This window comes from Ottowia sp., assembly GCF_016703145.1.
In the GTDB taxonomy this organism is placed as follows: Bacteria; Pseudomonadota; Gammaproteobacteria; order Burkholderiales; family Burkholderiaceae_C; genus Ottowia.
In genome coordinates, this window is sequence record NZ_JADJCO010000005.1 from 764,252 (window position 1) to 779,112 (window position 14,861).

Consider the following 14,861-nt stretch of genomic DNA (forward strand, 5'->3'; position numbering starts at 1 on the left):
GGGCTGGGCGCTCATCCGGGCTCATGCATAATGGGCCGCGATGTGGTTGCAGCCGTTTCGACTTCCCTCTCATGAAAGAGCCGCCCGGGCTGACCGAGCGGCTTTTTCTTTGGGCTCTCACTGACCCTTCCCGCGCACGCCCATGCCCTTGCCTCCCCCGCCCGCCAAGCGCGGCGCCCAGTTGTCCACCGAGGTCATCGACCTGTCCGCCCGCCGCGCCAAGGTCCGTCCCGCGCGCGCCGCCCAGCCCGAGGCGACGCCGGCGCCCCAAGGCGACGCCCCCACCCCGCCCGCTGCCCGCGCGCCCGCGCGACTGCTGGCGCGCGCGCCGGAGCCCACGCCGCCAGCGCCCGTCCTGACACCTCCAGCGCGCAGGGCCCCGCCGTCCGAACGCCCGGCCCCCCGGCGCAAGGCCAGGTCCGAAGGCCCCACGCGCCTGTTCGTGCTCGACACCAACGTGCTGCTGCACGACCCGATGGCGCTGTTCCGTTTCGACGAGCACGACATTTACCTGCCCATGATCACGCTCGAAGAGCTGGACGGGCACAAGAAGGGCATGACCGAAGTGGCCCGCAACGCCCGCCAGACCAGCCGCCTGCTGGACGCGCTGGCCGGCGTGAAGGGCGCCGACATGGCGCACGGCCTGAGGCTCGACTCCGCCGGCCACGTGGACGCCAACGGCAAGCTGTACTTCCAGACCACGCCGCTCGAAGCCACCATGCCCGCCGCCCTGCCCCAGGGCAAGGCCGACAACCAGATCCTCGGCGTCGTCGCCGCGCTGGAGAAGCAGTACGCCCCGCGCGAGGTCATCCTGGTGTCCAAGGACATCAACATGCGCGTCAAGGCACGCGCGCTGGGCCTGGCCGCCGAGGACTACGAGAACGACAAGACGCTGGAGGACGGCGACCTGCTGTACGCCGGCAGCCTGCAACTGCCCCCCGACTTCTGGACCCGGCAGAGCAAGACCATCGAGAGCTGGCAGAGCGGCAGCGCCACCTACTACCGCATCGGCGGCCCGGTGGTGGCCGGCCTGCAGATCAACCAGTTCGTCTACTTCGAATCGCCCGGCGAGCCCAGCCTGTACGCCCGCGTCACCGAGATCCGCGACAAGACGGCGGTGCTGCGCACGCTGAAGGACTACACGCACCTGAAGAACGGCGTGTGGGGCGTGACGGCGCGCAACCGCGAGCAGAACTTCGCCCTCAACCTGCTGATGGACCCGGAGATCGACTTCGTCACCCTGGCCGGCACGGCCGGCACCGGCAAGACGCTGCTGGCGCTGGCCTCGGGCCTGACGCAGGTGCTGGACGAGCGCCGCTACACCGAGATCATCATGACCCGCGCCACCGTCAGCGTGGGCGAGGACATCGGCTTCCTGCCCGGCACCGAGGAGGAGAAGATGGGCCCCTGGATGGGCGCGCTGGACGACAACCTCGAATTCCTGGCCAAGGGCGACGGCGGCAATGCCGGCGAATGGGGACGCGCGGCCACCAACGAGCTGATCCGCAGCCGCATCAAGATCAAAAGCATGAACTTCATGCGCGGGCGCACCTTCATGAACAAGTGGATCATCATCGACGAGGCGCAGAACCTCACGCCCAAGCAGATGAAGACCCTGATCACCCGCGCCGGCCCGGGCACCAAGATCATCTGCATGGGCAACCTGGCGCAGATCGACACGCCCTACCTCACCGAGGGCTCCTCGGGCCTGACCTTCGCGGTGGACCGCTTCAAGGGCTGGCCGCACGGCGGGCACATCACCCTGGCGCGCGGCGAGCGCTCGCGGCTGGCGGATTTCGCCAGCGAGGTGCTGTAGCCCTCGCGCCGTTGCCTCAACGAGAAACCGGCCTTCTGGCCGGTTTCTTCTTGGCGGTCCGGCGCCCAGCCTTACTCGTCCACCTCGCCGACCACGAAGGTCACGCTCATGTTCACGCGGTACACCTTGATCCGGCCGCCTTCGATGACGACCTTCTGCTCCTTGATCCACGCGCCGCGCACGTTGTCGATGGTGTCGGTGGCGCGGCCCACGCCGGCGAGGATGGCATCCTCGAAGCTCTCGGTGCTGGAAGCGCTGATTTCGATGACTTTGGCGACGCTCATGGGTTTTCTCCTGAGGGAATTTCATGGGGTTGACGACGCTTCACCTTAATCGGCAGGTCACCGCCCGCCTGTGGGACGCGGCCTGCTCAGCCCGTCAGCCGCACGGCCGACCCGCTTATGCGGGATCGGCATATATCAACAACAAAGTATTCGTTTGATTCCACATAAGACGCCGGTACATTGGCGCCCATCTGAGGTGGCCCCGTGGCCGCTTCGTGGACTTCTTCTCACGCCGCGATGTACCAATACACCGACTTCGACCGCCAATTCGTCCAGTTGCGCGCCCAGCAGTTCCGCGACCAGCTCGAGCGCTGGCAGCGCGGCGAGCTGACCGACGAGCAGCTTCTTCCCCTGCGCCTGCAGAACGGCTGGTACATCCAGCGCTACGCGCCCATGGCCCGCATCGCCGTGCCCTATGGCGAGATCAGCAGCGCCCAGCTGCGCATGCTGGCGCGCATCGCCCGCGACCACGACAAGCCGGCGCCCGAGCTGCTGGCCCACGCGCAGGCCACGCAGGACGAGCTGCAGGCCGCCCAGCCGGGCCTGACCCTGGCCGCGGCGCCGCTCAAGTACGGCTACGGCCACTTCACCACGCGCACCAACGTCCAGTTCAACTGGATTCCCATCACCCAGGCCGCCGACGTGATGGACCTGCTGGCCAGCGTGCACATGCACGGCATCCAGACCAGCGGCAACGACATCCGCAACATCACCTGCGAGGCCTACGAGGGCATTGCGCAGGACGAGATCGTCGACACGCGCCCGTTCGCCGAGATCGCGCGCCAGTGGAGCTCGCTGCACCCCGAATTCACCTTCCTGCCGCGCAAGTTCAAGATCGCCTTCAACGGCTCGGAAGAAGACCGCGCCGCCACCGGCTGGTACGACATCGGCGTGCAGGCGCGCCGCGCCGACGACGGCGCCGTGGGCTTCACCGTCAAGGTCGGCGGTGGCATGGGCCGCACGCCGGTCATCGGCAGCGTGGTGCGCGAATTCCTGCCGTGGGACCAGCTGCTGAACTACATCGAGGCCGTGATCCGCGTCTACAACGGCTACGGCCGGCGCGACAACAAGTGGAAGGCGCGCATCAAGATCCTCGTCAAGGCCGAGGGCCAGAAGTTCATCGACGCGGTGGAGGCCTAATACAAGGCCATCGTCGAGCAGGACGGCGCCCCGCACACCATCACCCAGGCCGAGCTGAACCGCGTCACCGCCAACTTCGTGGTGCCCGAGCTGAAAGCCGCCAACCTGCCCTCCACCGTCAAGACCGAGGGCCAGATGTACCAGCGCTGGCTGCGACAGAACGTGCGCGGCCACCGCCAGCCGCATCTGCGCGCCGTCACCCTGTCGTTCAAGCGCGTGGGCTTCGCGCCCGGCGACGCCGACGCAGACACCCTGGACGCGCTGGCCCGTCTGGCCGACCAGTTCTCCGCCGGCGAGGCGCGCCTGACGCACGAGCAGAACCTGATGCTGCCCTGGGTGTTCGAGAGCGACCTGCCCGCCCTGTACGAGGCAGCGCGCGTCCTGGGCCTGGCCCAGCCCAACATCGGCCTGATCAGCGACATGATCGTGTGCCCCGGCGGCGACTTCTGCTCGCTGGCCAACGCGCGTTCGCTGCCCATCGCCGCCGCGCTGACCGAGCTGTTCCAGGACATCGACGAGATCACCGACCTCGGCCCCATCGACCTGCACATGAGCGGCTGCATCAACTCCTGCGGCCACCACCACAGCGGCCACATCGGCATCCTGGGCGTCGACAAGGACGGCAAGGAGTGGTACCAGGTCACGCTGGGCGGCTCCGACGGCACCCACCTGTCGGGCCCAGCCATCGGCGGCAAGGTGGTCGGCCCCTCGTTCTCGGCCGCCGAGGTGCCGGACGTGGTCGAAGCGGTGCTGACCACCTACCGCGACCTGCGCACGAGCGCCGCCGAACACTTCATCGACACGTTGCGGCGCGTCGGCCACGAGCCCTTCAAGCAAGCGGCCAACGCGGCGCGCCACGACCCCGGCCACCGCGCCTCGCGCGCGGCCGCGGAAGCCGCGGCCTGAAGACGTCCAGAGATCAGATTACTATGAAAATAATAGCTAATGGCTCAGAACCGGTGCCGACTGACAGCCAAAAAGTCTTGAAAATCGACAACGACGCCGACCTGGCCGCCCTGGCGGCGGGCGGCGCGTTGCAGGACGTCGATCGCATCGAACTCGCCTTTCCCAAGTTCACCGACGGCCGCGCCTACAGCCAGGCCGTGCTGCTGCGCCGCCGCCACGGCTTCAAGGGCGACATCCGGGCCACCGGCGACGTGCTGATCGACCTGCTGGTGCACATGCAGCGCAGCGGCTTCACCAGCGCCGTGCTGGCCGAGGGCGTGAACGCCGACGCGGCCCAGCGCCAGTTCGACCGCTACGCCGCCTTCTACCAGGGCGACGTGCTGGAGCCGCGCCCGCACTTCGCGCGTGGGCCGGTGCGGGAGGCGGCATGAGCGCCGCCCGACCGTCCGAAGGCGCGAAGGCCCCCCTGGGGGGCAGCGGACCACGCGCAGCGGGGGAGCAGCGTGGGGACGACTTGAACGCGGCCGTCAGCATGCTTCCCGGCGCCGATGTACCCACCGCCTCGGCCGTCGATCTGCACGCCCGCGCCTCCGCCAACTTCGAGGCCAAGCTCCACGAGACCGTGGTGACCCTGCTCAAGGCCGCCGCCACTGGCCCGGTGACGCAGGCCAGTAGCCTGGGTGCCGAGGACATGGTCATCACCCACCTCATCAACCAGCACGCGCTGCCCGTCCCCGTCTTCGTGCTCGACACCGGCGCGCTGCACGCCGAGACGCTGGCCCTGCTCGACCAGCTCGCCGCGCAGCAGGCACGCCACCCACACGCGCCGCTGACCGTGTACCGGCCGGTGCGGGAATCGGTGGTGCAGTTCGTCGCCCGCGAAGGCCGCGATGCCATGTACAAGAGCATCGACCTGCGCAAGGCCTGCTGCGGCGTGCGCAAGATGGAGCCGCTGGCGCGTGCCCTGCACGGCCAGGCCGGCTGGGTCACCGGCCTGCGGCGCGAGCAGTCCGGCGCGCGCGCCGAGGTGCCGCTGATCGACCGCGCCGAGGAAGAGAGCAAGCGGCTCCTCAAGTACAACCCCCTGGCCGATTGGACCTGGGGCGACGTGTGGCACTACATCGGCCGGCACAAGGTGCCCTACAACCCGCTGCACGACCAGTTCTACCCCAGCATCGGCTGCGCGCCCTGCACCCGCGCCATCACGCTCGGCGAGGACTTCCGCGCCGGCCGCTGGTGGTGGGAGGATGAACAGGCCAAGGAATGCGGCCTGCACGTGAAAACCCCTGAAGGAATCGCCGCATGAACGCGCTCACCGAACCCGCCCTGCTGGCATCGGCCGCGCCCGCCGACGCTCCCCGCCTGAGCAACGCCCACCTCGACGCGCTGGAAGAAGAAACCATCTTCGTCCTGCGCGAGGTGGCCGCCGCCTTCGAGCGCCCCGCCCTGCTGTTCTCGGGCGGCAAGGATTCGCTGGTCATGCTGCGCTGCGCCGAGAAGGCCTTCGGCCGCGGGCGCATCCCGTACCCGCTGCTGATGATCGACACCGGCCACAACTTCCCCGAGGTGACCGACTTCCGCGACTTCCGCGCCCAGGAGCTGGGCGCCCAGCTCATCGTGCGCAGCGTCGAGGATTCGATGGCGCGCGGCACCGTGCGCCTGGCCCATCCCGGCGAGTCGCGCAATGTGCACCAGTCGGTGACGCTGCTGGAAGCCATCGACGAGTTCCGCTTCGACGCGCTGATCGGCGGCGCCCGCCGCGACGAGGAGAAGGCCCGCGCCAAGGAGCGCATCTTCAGCCACCGCGACAGCTTCGGCCAATGGCAGCCCAAGGCGCAGCGGCCCGAGCTGTGGACACTGTTCAACACGCGACTGGCGCCCGGCGAACACTTCCGCGTGTTCCCCATCAGCAACTGGACCGAGCTGGACGTGTGGCAGTACATCGAGCGCGAGCGCATCGAGCTGCCCAGCCTCTACTACGCCCACCCGCGCGAGGTGGTCGAGCGCCGCGGCCTGCTGGTGCCCGTCACCCCGCTCACGCCCGTGCGCGAGGGCGAGGCCGCCGAGACGCGCACCGTGCGCTTTCGCACTGTTGGCGACATCACCTGCACCTGCCCGGTGGAAAGCCCCGCCGCCACGCCGGCCGAGATCGTGATCGAAACCCTGGCCGCCGAGGTGAGCGAGCGCGGCGCCACCCGCATGGACGACAAGACCAGCGAAGCGTCGATGGAAAAGCGCAAGAAAGACGGGTACTTCTGATCATGGAAACTATCAATTCAATAGCTTCTACCGCAGAAGGCACGCGGGCTGAAGGCACTTTTGGCACTGAAACCGGTGCCCCGGGCGACACCCGCACCGCCCTGCGCTTCATCACCTGCGGCAGCGTGGACGATGGCAAGAGCACGCTGATCGGCCGCCTGCTGGTGGACAGCCAGGCCGTGCTGCGCGACCACCTGGCCGGCGTCACGCGCGGTGGCGAGGCCGACCTGGCCCTGCTCACCGACGGCCTGCAGGCCGAGCGCGAGCAGGGCATCACCATCGACGTGGCCTACCGCTACTTCAGCACCGAGACGCGCAAGTTCATCATCGGCGACGCGCCGGGCCACGAGCAGTACACGCGCAACATGGTCACCGCCGCCTCGCAAGCCGACGTGGCCGTGGTGCTGGTCGACGCCACCAAGCTCGACTGGCGCGATGCGCGGCTCAAGCTGCTGCCGCAGACGCGCCGCCACAGCCTGCTGGCGCACCTGCTGCGCGTGCCCTCGCTGGTGTTCGCCGTCAACAAGCTCGACGCGGTGGACGACCCGCGGCTCGCCTTCGCCCACATCCGCCAGCAGCTCGCCGCCTTCGCGCACGCCGCCGGCATCGTGGTGGAGGCGACGATTCCCGTGTCCGCCCTCAAGGGCTGGAACGTGGTGGATGCGCAGCCCGACTGGGCCGGCTACAGCGGCCCGAGCCTGCTGCAATTGCTGGAGACCCTGCCCGCCACGCCGCCGGAGCGCGCGCTGCCGCTGGCCTTCCCGGTGCAGTGGGTCGAGAAGTTTTCATCGTCATCCGACACCAGCCAGGGCCGCCGCGTGTTCTGGGGCCGCGTGGCCGCCGGTGAGGTGGCGCCCGGCACTCCGGTGCAGGTGCTGCCCGGCGGCCAGCAGGCCGTGGTGGCCCAGGTGCTGGACCACGCGCGGGTGCCGCGCGGCATCGCCGCCGGCCACAGCGCCGGCATCGTGCTGGACCGCGAGGTGGACATCTCGCGCGGCGACTGGATCGTGGCCGCGCCCGCGCCGTCCGCGGCGGCCGAGGACGACTTCGACACCCCCGCCGCCACGCCTGCCTGGCCCACCACGCGCGAGCTGTCGGCCACCATCGCCTGGATGGACGACGAACCCCTCGTCGCCGGCCGCGTGTACTGGGCGCTGCACGGCCACCGCTGGATCAAGGCCAAGGTGCGCCGCGTGGTCGAGCGCCTGGACATCCACACCCTGGCGAGCGAGGAAGCCACGCAGCTGGAGCCCAACGCCATCGGCCACGTCGAGCTGCTGCTGCAGGAGGCCATCCCGGCCGCCCCGTTCACACGCAGCCGCGTGCTGGGATCGCTGATCCTGGTGGACACCGCCAGCCACAAGACCTCGGGAGCGGCGCTGGTGCGTTGACGCGCATCAAGTCCGCCCCGATCCCCGCACGCCGAGCAAGGCGATGGCCGCGGGGGCGGCGCGCAAGCCCTAAAATTACGGGCTTTCCCTGAGAGCGGGCCGCCCTGGCGCCACGCCGCACCCTCACCCGAATCCGCACCCCACAACATGACCCACGTCGTCACCGAAGCCTGCATCCGCTGCAAATACACCGATTGCGTGGACGTTTGCCCCGTCGACTGCTTCAAGGAAGGCCCCAACTTCCTCACCATCGACCCCGATGAATGCATCGACTGCGCCGTCTGCATCCCCGAGTGCCCCGTCAACGCCATCTACGCCGAGGAAGACGTGCCCAGGGACCAGCAGCACATGACGGAAATCAACGCCGAGCTGGCCCGCTCGCCCAACTACAAGACCATCACCAAGCGCAAGGACCCACTGCCCGACGCCGACGAGTGGAAGGACCGCACCGACAAGCTGGCGGAACTCAAGCGTTGACGGCCACCCCGCCCATCGAAGCCGACGCCGCCATCATCGGCGCCGGGCCGGTGGGCCTGTTCCAGGTGTTCGAGCTGGGCCTGCTCGAAGTCCGGGCGCACGTCATCGACGCCCTGCCCCACGTCGGCGGCCAGCCGGCCGAGCTGTACCCGGGCAAGCCCATCTACGATATCCCCGCCATCCCCGTGTGCAGCGGGCAGGAGCTGGTCGATGCGCTGATGAAGCAGATCGCCCCCTTCGCGCCCACCTTCCACCTGGGACACGAGGTCAGCGTGGTGCAGCGCCAGGACGATGGGCGCTTTCTCGTCGAAACCGCGCGCGGCCTGCGCCTGCTGGCCAAGGCGGTGTTCATCGCCGCCGGCGTGGGCGCCTTCCAGCCCCGGCCGCTGAAGGTGCCGGGCATCGAGGCGTTCGAGGACACGCAGCTTTTCTACCGCGTGCACGACCCGGCGCGGCTGGTCGGCCGGCACCTGCTGGTCGCCGGCGGCGGCGATTCGGCGCTGGACTGGGCCATCCACTTCGCCACCCACCCCGAGCACCGCGCCGCCAGCGTGGTACTGCTGCACCGACGCGACGGCTTCCAGGCAGCGCCGGCGGTGGTGGCGCGCATGCGCGCGCTGTGCGAGGCGCAGCAGATGCAGTTCATGGTGGGCCAGGTCACCGGCTTCGAGGAAGCAGCCGGCCGCATGACGGCGGCCCTGGTCACCGGCCCCGACGGCGTCACGCGCCGCGTCGCGTTGGATGCCCTGCTCGCCTTCTTCGGCATGAGCCCCAAGCTCGGCCCCATCGCCCACTGGCAGCTCGCCATCGAGCGCAAGCAGCTCGTGGTGGACACCGAGCGCTTTGCCACCAGCGAGCCGGGCATCTTCGCCGTGGGCGACATCAACACCTACCCCGGCAAGAAGAAGCTCATCCTGTGCGGCTTTCACGAAGCCACGCTGGCCGCCTACGGCGCCCTGCCGCACATCTTTCCGGGCAAGGACGTGTTCTTCCAGTACACCACCAGCAGCACGCAACTGCACAAGGTGTTGGGCGTGGCGCCGCCACCGCCGGACGAGCACTGATCCGCACCAGAAAATCAAGCCAAATTGGCCTGTATCCCGTGTGGATACTGCGCAGGCAGCTATCTATTCAGGAGCTAATCGGCACCTGTCGCCGATCGATCGGCCAGAAGGCTGCCGCGGCGGCTGGCCTTAGGTGGTCACGTATTCGGGATAGCGCGCGCAGATCTCGTCGAGCGCACTCAGCGTGCCCGACAGGTGCGCGCGCAGCGTCGCCTGCGCGCCTTCCGAGTCCTGGCGCGCGATGGCCTCCACGATGGCCTGGTGGCCGCGCAGGACGGCTTCGGCCTTGCCGGCCGTGGGCAGATGCAACCGGCGCAGGCGGTCGACGTGGCCCGACATGCGCCACACCAGGTTCCACAGGCCCAGCACACCGGCCGCCTCGTACATGAGGCGGTGGAATTCCTGGTCGGCCGCCACGAAGTCGCGGTAGTTCTGCGCTTCGGCCAGCGTGGTTTGCAGCACGATCTGCGCCTGCAGCCGGGCAATCAGCCCTTCGGGCACCTGCCGCGCCAGCCCCCGCACGATTTCCAGTTCGATCGAACGGCGCAGGAAATGCGCCTCGCGCGCCGCCGGCACGTCGATGCGGCTCACGACGGTGGCGTGCTGGGGAAAGATGTCCACCAGCCCCTCCTCGCCCAGCCGCATGAGCGCGTCCCGGATGGGCGTCTGGCTGATGCCGAACTGCTCGGCCAGCACATGGCGCGCGAGCACCGTACCGGGCGCCAGTTCCAGCGACACGATGGCATCGCGCAGCCTGTCGAAGACTTGGGGAGCGGCATGCCGCAGACGATCGAGGCGGATTTTTTCGAGCACACGGCATTTTCCCATTGACGCACTAATGTATTAGTGTTTTAATATTTTACATGATACGACGAACTCCCGACTCCCTGCGCAGCGCACGCTGGTTTGCCCCTGACGACTTCCGCTCCTTCGGCCACCGCTCGCGCGTGCTGCAGATGGGCTATGGCCATGACGACTGGATGGGCAAGCCCGTGATCGCCATCGTCAACACCTGGAGCGATGCCAACCAGTGCCACGCGCACTTCAAGCACCGGGTCGAAGACGTCAAACGCGGCATCCTGCAGGCCGGCGGCTTCCCACTGGAGCTGCCAGCCATCTCCTTGAGCGAGAGCATGGTCAAGCCGACCACCATGCTCTACCGCAACTTCCTGGCGATGGAGACGGAGGAGCTGCTGCGCAGCCACCCGGTGGACGGCGCGGTGCTGATGGGCGGCTGCGACAAGACCACACCCGGCCTGACCATGGGCGCGCTATCCATGGGCCTGCCCTTCATCTACCTGCCCGCCGGCCCCATGCTGCGCGGCAACTGGCGTGGCCAGGTCCTGGGCTCGGGCTCGGACGCCTTCAAGTACTGGGACGAACGGCGCGCCGGGCGCCTGAGCGACCAGGCCTGGAGCGAGATGGAAGCCGGCATCGCCCGCAGCCACGGCACCTGCATGACCATGGGCACGGCCGCCACCATGATGGGCATCGCCGAGGCCGTGGGCCTGGCGCTGCCAGGCGCGTCGTCGATTCCCGCCGCCGACGCCAACCACATCCGCATGAGCGCCGAGTGCGGTCGCCGCATCGTCGAGATGGTGTGGGAAGACCTCACGCCCGCACGCATGCTCACGCGCGCCAACTTCGAGAACGGCATCGCCTGCGCCATGGCGATGGGCTGCTCGACCAACGCCATCATCCATCTGATCGCCATGTCGCGCCGCGCCGGGCATCCGGTGAGCCTGGAGGATTTCGACGCCTTCAGCCGCCGCGTGCCGGTGATCGCCAACATCCGGCCGAGCGGCGACGCCTACCTGATGGAGGATTTCTTCTACGCTGGCGGCCTGCGCGCCCTGCTGGAGCGTATCCGTGGCCACCTGAAGACCGAGGCGCTGACCGTCAACGGCAAGACGATTGGCGAGAACATCGCGGACGCCGAGGTCTACCACGACGACGTGATCCGTCCGCTGGACAACCCCATCTACGCCGAAGGCGCCCTCGCCGTGCTCCGGGGCAACCTGGCGCCCGACGGCGTGGTCATCAAGCCCAGCGCCTGCGCGCCGCATCTGCTGCGGCACACCGGCCGCGCGCTGGTATACGACGACTACCCTAGCCTGAAGAAGGCGGTGGACGATCCCGACCTGGATGTGACGGGCGACGACATCCTGGTGCTGCGCAACGCCGGCCCCAAGGGCGCCGGCATGCCCGAGTGGGGCATGCTGCCGATCCCCACCAAGCTGCTCAAGCTGGGCGTCAAGGACATGCTGCGCCTGTCGGACGCGCGCATGAGCGGCACCAGCTACGGCGGCTGCCTGCTGCATTGCTCGCCTGAAGCGGCCATCGGCGGCCCGCTGGCGCTGGTCAAAACCGGCGACCGCATCACCGTGGATGTGCCCGCGCGCACGATCCATCTGGAAGTGAGCGACGAGGAACTCGCCGCCCGTCGCCAGGCCTGGACGCCGCCGCCCGCGCGCTACGAGCGCGGCTACGGCTGGATGTTCGGCCGCCACATCAAGCAGGCCGACGAGGGCTGCGACTTCGACTTTCTTGAAACCACCTTCGGCCCGCCCGTGCCCGAGCCCGACATTTTTTGACAGGAGACCCCATGAACCCGACCACCCGCGACCAGCTGATGAAGGTCAGCACCGCCACGCTCGCCACCGCGCTGTTCAAGCGCGGCCTGCGCGGCCAAATGATTCAGGACGTGCGCCCGCTCAACCCCGGCCTGCCCAACATGGTGGGCGAGGCCTTCACGCTGCGCTACATGCCGGCGCGCGAGGACCGCAACGGCATCGCCGTGTTCCAGAACCGCGACCACCCGCAGCGCGTGGCGGTGGAGCGGTGCCCGCCCGGCGCCGTGATGGTGATCGACAGCCGCAAGGACGCGCGCGCCGCCTCGGCCGGCGGCATCCTGGTGGCGCGGCTGATGCAGCGCGGCGCGGCCGGCGTGGTGACGGACGGAGGCTTTCGCGACAGCCCCGACATCGCCAAATACGCCATGCCCGCGTACCACAGCCGCCCCAGCGCGCCCACCAACCTGACGCTGCACGAGGCCATCGAGATCAACGGCCCCATCGGCTGCGGCGACGCGCCCGTGTTCCCGGGCGACGTGGTCGTCGGCGATGCCGAGGGCGTGATCGTGATCCCCGCGCACCTGGCCGACGAGATCGCGGCCGAGGCCACCGAGATGACCGTGTTCGAAGACTTCGTGCAGGAAAAGGTGATGGAAGGCCGCTCCGTCCTGGGCCTGTACCCGCCCACCGACGAACAAAGCCGCACCGATTTCGCCGCCTGGCGCCAGGCCCGCGGACGCTGACCCGCCTCGATTCACCCACCCAAGACCCCAGCAACCATCTTGAATGACTAACTCAAGCTATCCCTGCGATCTCGTTGCGCCAAGGCGACTTGGTGCGAGCGATGGCGTTCAGGATGATCAGCAGTTTGTGCATGCAGGCCACGAGGGCGACCTTCTTGGGTTTGCCCGCCACCAGCAGCTTTGCGTAGAAGGCTTTGAGCACTGGATTGAAGCGTGTACCGACGAGCGCGGCCACGTAGAGCACGCGACGCACGTCGGAGCGCCCGCCGAAGATATGACGCTGCCCGCGCAAGGTGCCCGAGTCGCGGTTCATCGGGGCCAGCCCACCAGCGAGGTGATCTGCCTGCGGTTGAGGTGACCGAGTTCAGGCAGCTGCGCCAGGAGCGTGCTGGCTGTCGTGGGGCCAACGCCTTTGACGGAGGTCAGCAGTTTGGCCAGGTCAGCGTGGTGAGCCCGCACGTGTTCGCGCAGCTGCCCGTCCACGTCGTGGAGCTGGGCGGCGATCGCATCCATGATCGCCAGGATGCTGGCCTTGGCCTTCGGATGGGCCAGCGCCAGGCGCTGGCGCTCGGCCACCAGCATGGCGACCAACTGACGTCGGCGCGTCACCAGCGCGGTGAGTTCGCGCTGCTGCGCATCGAGCAGCGCACGCGGCTCATGACCCTGCGCGTCCAGCAAGGCGGCGAAGCCGCGCAACACCTGCGCGTCGATGCGATCGGTCTTGGCCAGCTTGCCCGTGCAGCGGGCGAAGTCGCGTGCCTGGCGCGGGTTGATGACCGAAACGCGCAGGCCCGCCGCAGCCAGCGCAAGCGCCAGCAGTCGCTCATGGCCGCCCGTGGCCTCCAGCAGGATCAGGCGCGGTGCCAGCGGTACCAGCACCTGGCACAACTCGGCGTGGCCCGCCTCGTCGTTGCCCAGACTCAAGGTTTGCGCCTCGCCGCTGGCAGCCACCTCGAAGCTGGCCTTGGCGACATCGATACCCACGTAGACAGGTGCACTCATAGCAGTTCTCCGGCTCCCAGCCTTATGAATACGAAATGTGTTCGATCAACCATTCGGGATGCAGCAGAACAAAAGACCACCACCGCGCGCCCTGTGCTGTGGTTCGAGCTCGGGCTCGCAGGAGACCCAGGCTGCGCAATGGCGAGTCAACCCGTTCACTGATCGACGTGCTTGCCTGCACTTCGACCACTGAAGTTTGAATTATTTGAAAGATATAAGGAGACCACCATGCCACTGACCCGCCGCGCCGCCACCCTGCTGGCCGCCCTGCTGCCGCTGATCGGCAGCGCCCAGGCCCAGGAATGGCCCACCGCCAAGCCCATCACCTACGTGGTGCCCTTCACTGCCGGCGGCTCCACCGACATCGTGGGCCGCACCATCGCCCATAAGCTGCAGGAGAGCCTCAAGCAATCCGTGGTGGTGGAGAACAAGCCCGGCCAGGCCGGCGGTATCGGCGCCGCCTACGTGGCCAAGGCCACGCCCGACGGCTACACGCTGTTCGGCGGCACCATCAGCACACACGCCATCAATGCCAGCCTCTACAAGAAGCTGACCTACGACCCGATGAAGGACTTCGAGCCCATCACCCTGGTGGCGCGCCTGCCCAACGTGCTCATCGTCAACGCCCAGCTTGGCGTGAACTCGGTGCAGGAACTCATCGCGCTCATCAAGAAGGACCCCGACAAGCGCACCTTCGCCTCCTCCGGCGCCGGCACCTCCACGCACCTGGCGGGCGAGATGCTGTCCGACCTGATCGGCGTGAAGCTGACGCACGTGCCCTACAAGGGTACGCCCCCGGCCATGACCGACGTGGCCGCCGGCCTGGTGCCCTTCATGTTCGACCAGCTCACCGCCGCGCTGCCGCTGGTGAAGTCTGGCCGGCTCAAGCTGCTGGCCGTCACCACGGGCCAGCGCATCGCGCTCGCGCCCGAACTGCCGACGATGATCGAGTCGGGCATTCCGGGCTTCGAGATGTCGTCCTGGCAAGCCATCTACGCCCCCAAGGGCACGCCCAAGCCCATCGTGCAGCGGCTGAACGCCGAGATCGTGAAGGCGCTCCAGCAGCCCGACGTGAAGGCCAAGCTCACCGACCAGCTCGGCATGGAGATCGTGGGCAGCACGCCCGAGGAACTGCGCGAGCACATGGCCCGCGAGATCCCGCGCTGGGCCGCGCTGGTGAAGAAATCCGGCGCCTCGGCGGACTAG

At 68.5% G+C, this 14,861-nt stretch carries 12 protein-coding genes and 2 pseudogenes; 11 read left to right on the top strand and 3 right to left on the bottom strand.

Annotated features, from left to right (window positions below; translation table 11 throughout):
• Positions 1-142: 142 nt before the first annotated feature.
• On the top strand, positions 143-1,816 hold the full coding sequence (locus tag IPG65_RS16675; protein ID WP_293191972.1) for a PhoH family protein: 1,674 nt from the start codon (positions 143-145) through the stop codon (positions 1,814-1,816).
• A gap of 71 nt (positions 1,817-1,887) precedes the next feature.
• Here the strand turns inward: IPG65_RS16675 and IPG65_RS16680 are convergent, their stop codons facing one another.
• Positions 1,888-2,100: a dodecin family protein gene (locus tag IPG65_RS16680; protein ID WP_293191974.1), complete on the bottom strand. Its 213-nt coding sequence runs from the start codon at positions 2,098-2,100 to the stop codon at positions 1,888-1,890.
• A 237-nt stretch (positions 2,101-2,337) separates the two neighbouring features.
• Between IPG65_RS16680 and IPG65_RS16685 the strand changes: the two are divergent.
• The 7 genes and pseudogenes from IPG65_RS16685 (at position 2,338) to IPG65_RS16715 (ending at position 9,337) form a co-directional block, all read left to right on the top strand.
• Positions 2,338-4,146, top strand: a pseudogene (locus tag IPG65_RS16685) (nitrite/sulfite reductase).
• A 23-nt stretch (positions 4,147-4,169) separates the two neighbouring features.
• Positions 4,170-4,577, top strand: coding sequence for a DUF934 domain-containing protein (locus tag IPG65_RS16690; protein WP_293191976.1), 408 nt, complete (start codon positions 4,170-4,172; stop codon positions 4,575-4,577).
• A 101-nt stretch (positions 4,578-4,678) separates the two neighbouring features.
• Positions 4,679-5,452, top strand: a complete 774-nt coding sequence (locus IPG65_RS16695; protein ID WP_293193043.1) for a phosphoadenylyl-sulfate reductase — start codon at positions 4,679-4,681, stop codon at positions 5,450-5,452.
• Entirely contained in the window at positions 5,449-6,405 is a 957-nt protein-coding gene (gene cysD / locus IPG65_RS16700) for a sulfate adenylyltransferase subunit CysD (protein ID WP_293191978.1), read from the top strand. Before IPG65_RS16695 ends, cysD begins: the two co-directional genes overlap by 4 nt.
• Positions 6,406-6,407: 2 nt before the next feature.
• A complete protein-coding gene (locus IPG65_RS16705) occupies positions 6,408-7,796 on the top strand; it encodes a GTP-binding protein (protein WP_293191980.1) in 1,389 nt (462 codons plus the stop codon).
• Between the two features lie 147 nt (positions 7,797-7,943).
• Complete coding sequence (gene fdxA, locus IPG65_RS16710; RefSeq protein WP_293191982.1) at positions 7,944-8,273, top strand: ferredoxin FdxA; 330 nt, start codon at positions 7,944-7,946, stop codon at positions 8,271-8,273.
• Positions 8,231-9,337 carry an NAD(P)/FAD-dependent oxidoreductase gene (locus tag IPG65_RS16715; protein WP_293191984.1) on the top strand — a complete coding sequence of 369 codons (1,107 nt, stop codon included), beginning with the start codon at positions 8,231-8,233 and terminating at the stop codon, positions 9,335-9,337. Before fdxA ends, IPG65_RS16715 begins: the two co-directional genes overlap by 43 nt.
• 129 nt (positions 9,338-9,466) lie before the next feature.
• On the opposite strand, the gene IPG65_RS16720 is transcribed toward IPG65_RS16715, so the two are convergent.
• Positions 9,467-10,165, bottom strand: coding sequence for a GntR family transcriptional regulator (locus tag IPG65_RS16720; protein ID WP_293191986.1), 699 nt, complete (start codon positions 10,163-10,165; stop codon positions 9,467-9,469).
• 38 nt (positions 10,166-10,203) lie between these two features.
• On the opposite strand from IPG65_RS16720, the gene araD reads away from it, so the two are divergent.
• On the top strand, positions 10,204-11,931 hold the full coding sequence (gene araD / locus IPG65_RS16725) for an L-arabinonate dehydratase (RefSeq protein ID WP_293193044.1): 1,728 nt from the start codon (positions 10,204-10,206) through the stop codon (positions 11,929-11,931).
• 11 nt (positions 11,932-11,942) lie between these two features.
• Positions 11,943-12,653, top strand: a complete 711-nt coding sequence (locus IPG65_RS16730; RefSeq protein ID WP_293191988.1) for a ribonuclease activity regulator RraA — start codon at positions 11,943-11,945, stop codon at positions 12,651-12,653.
• Between the two features lie 52 nt (positions 12,654-12,705).
• Here IPG65_RS16730 and IPG65_RS16735 read toward each other — a convergent pair.
• Positions 12,706-13,655 (bottom strand): annotated as a pseudogene (locus IPG65_RS16735) (IS110 family transposase).
• Between the two features lie 228 nt (positions 13,656-13,883).
• Here IPG65_RS16735 and IPG65_RS16740 point away from each other — a divergent pair.
• Positions 13,884-14,861: a tripartite tricarboxylate transporter substrate binding protein gene (locus tag IPG65_RS16740; RefSeq protein WP_293191990.1), complete on the top strand. Its 978-nt coding sequence runs from the start codon at positions 13,884-13,886 to the stop codon at positions 14,859-14,861.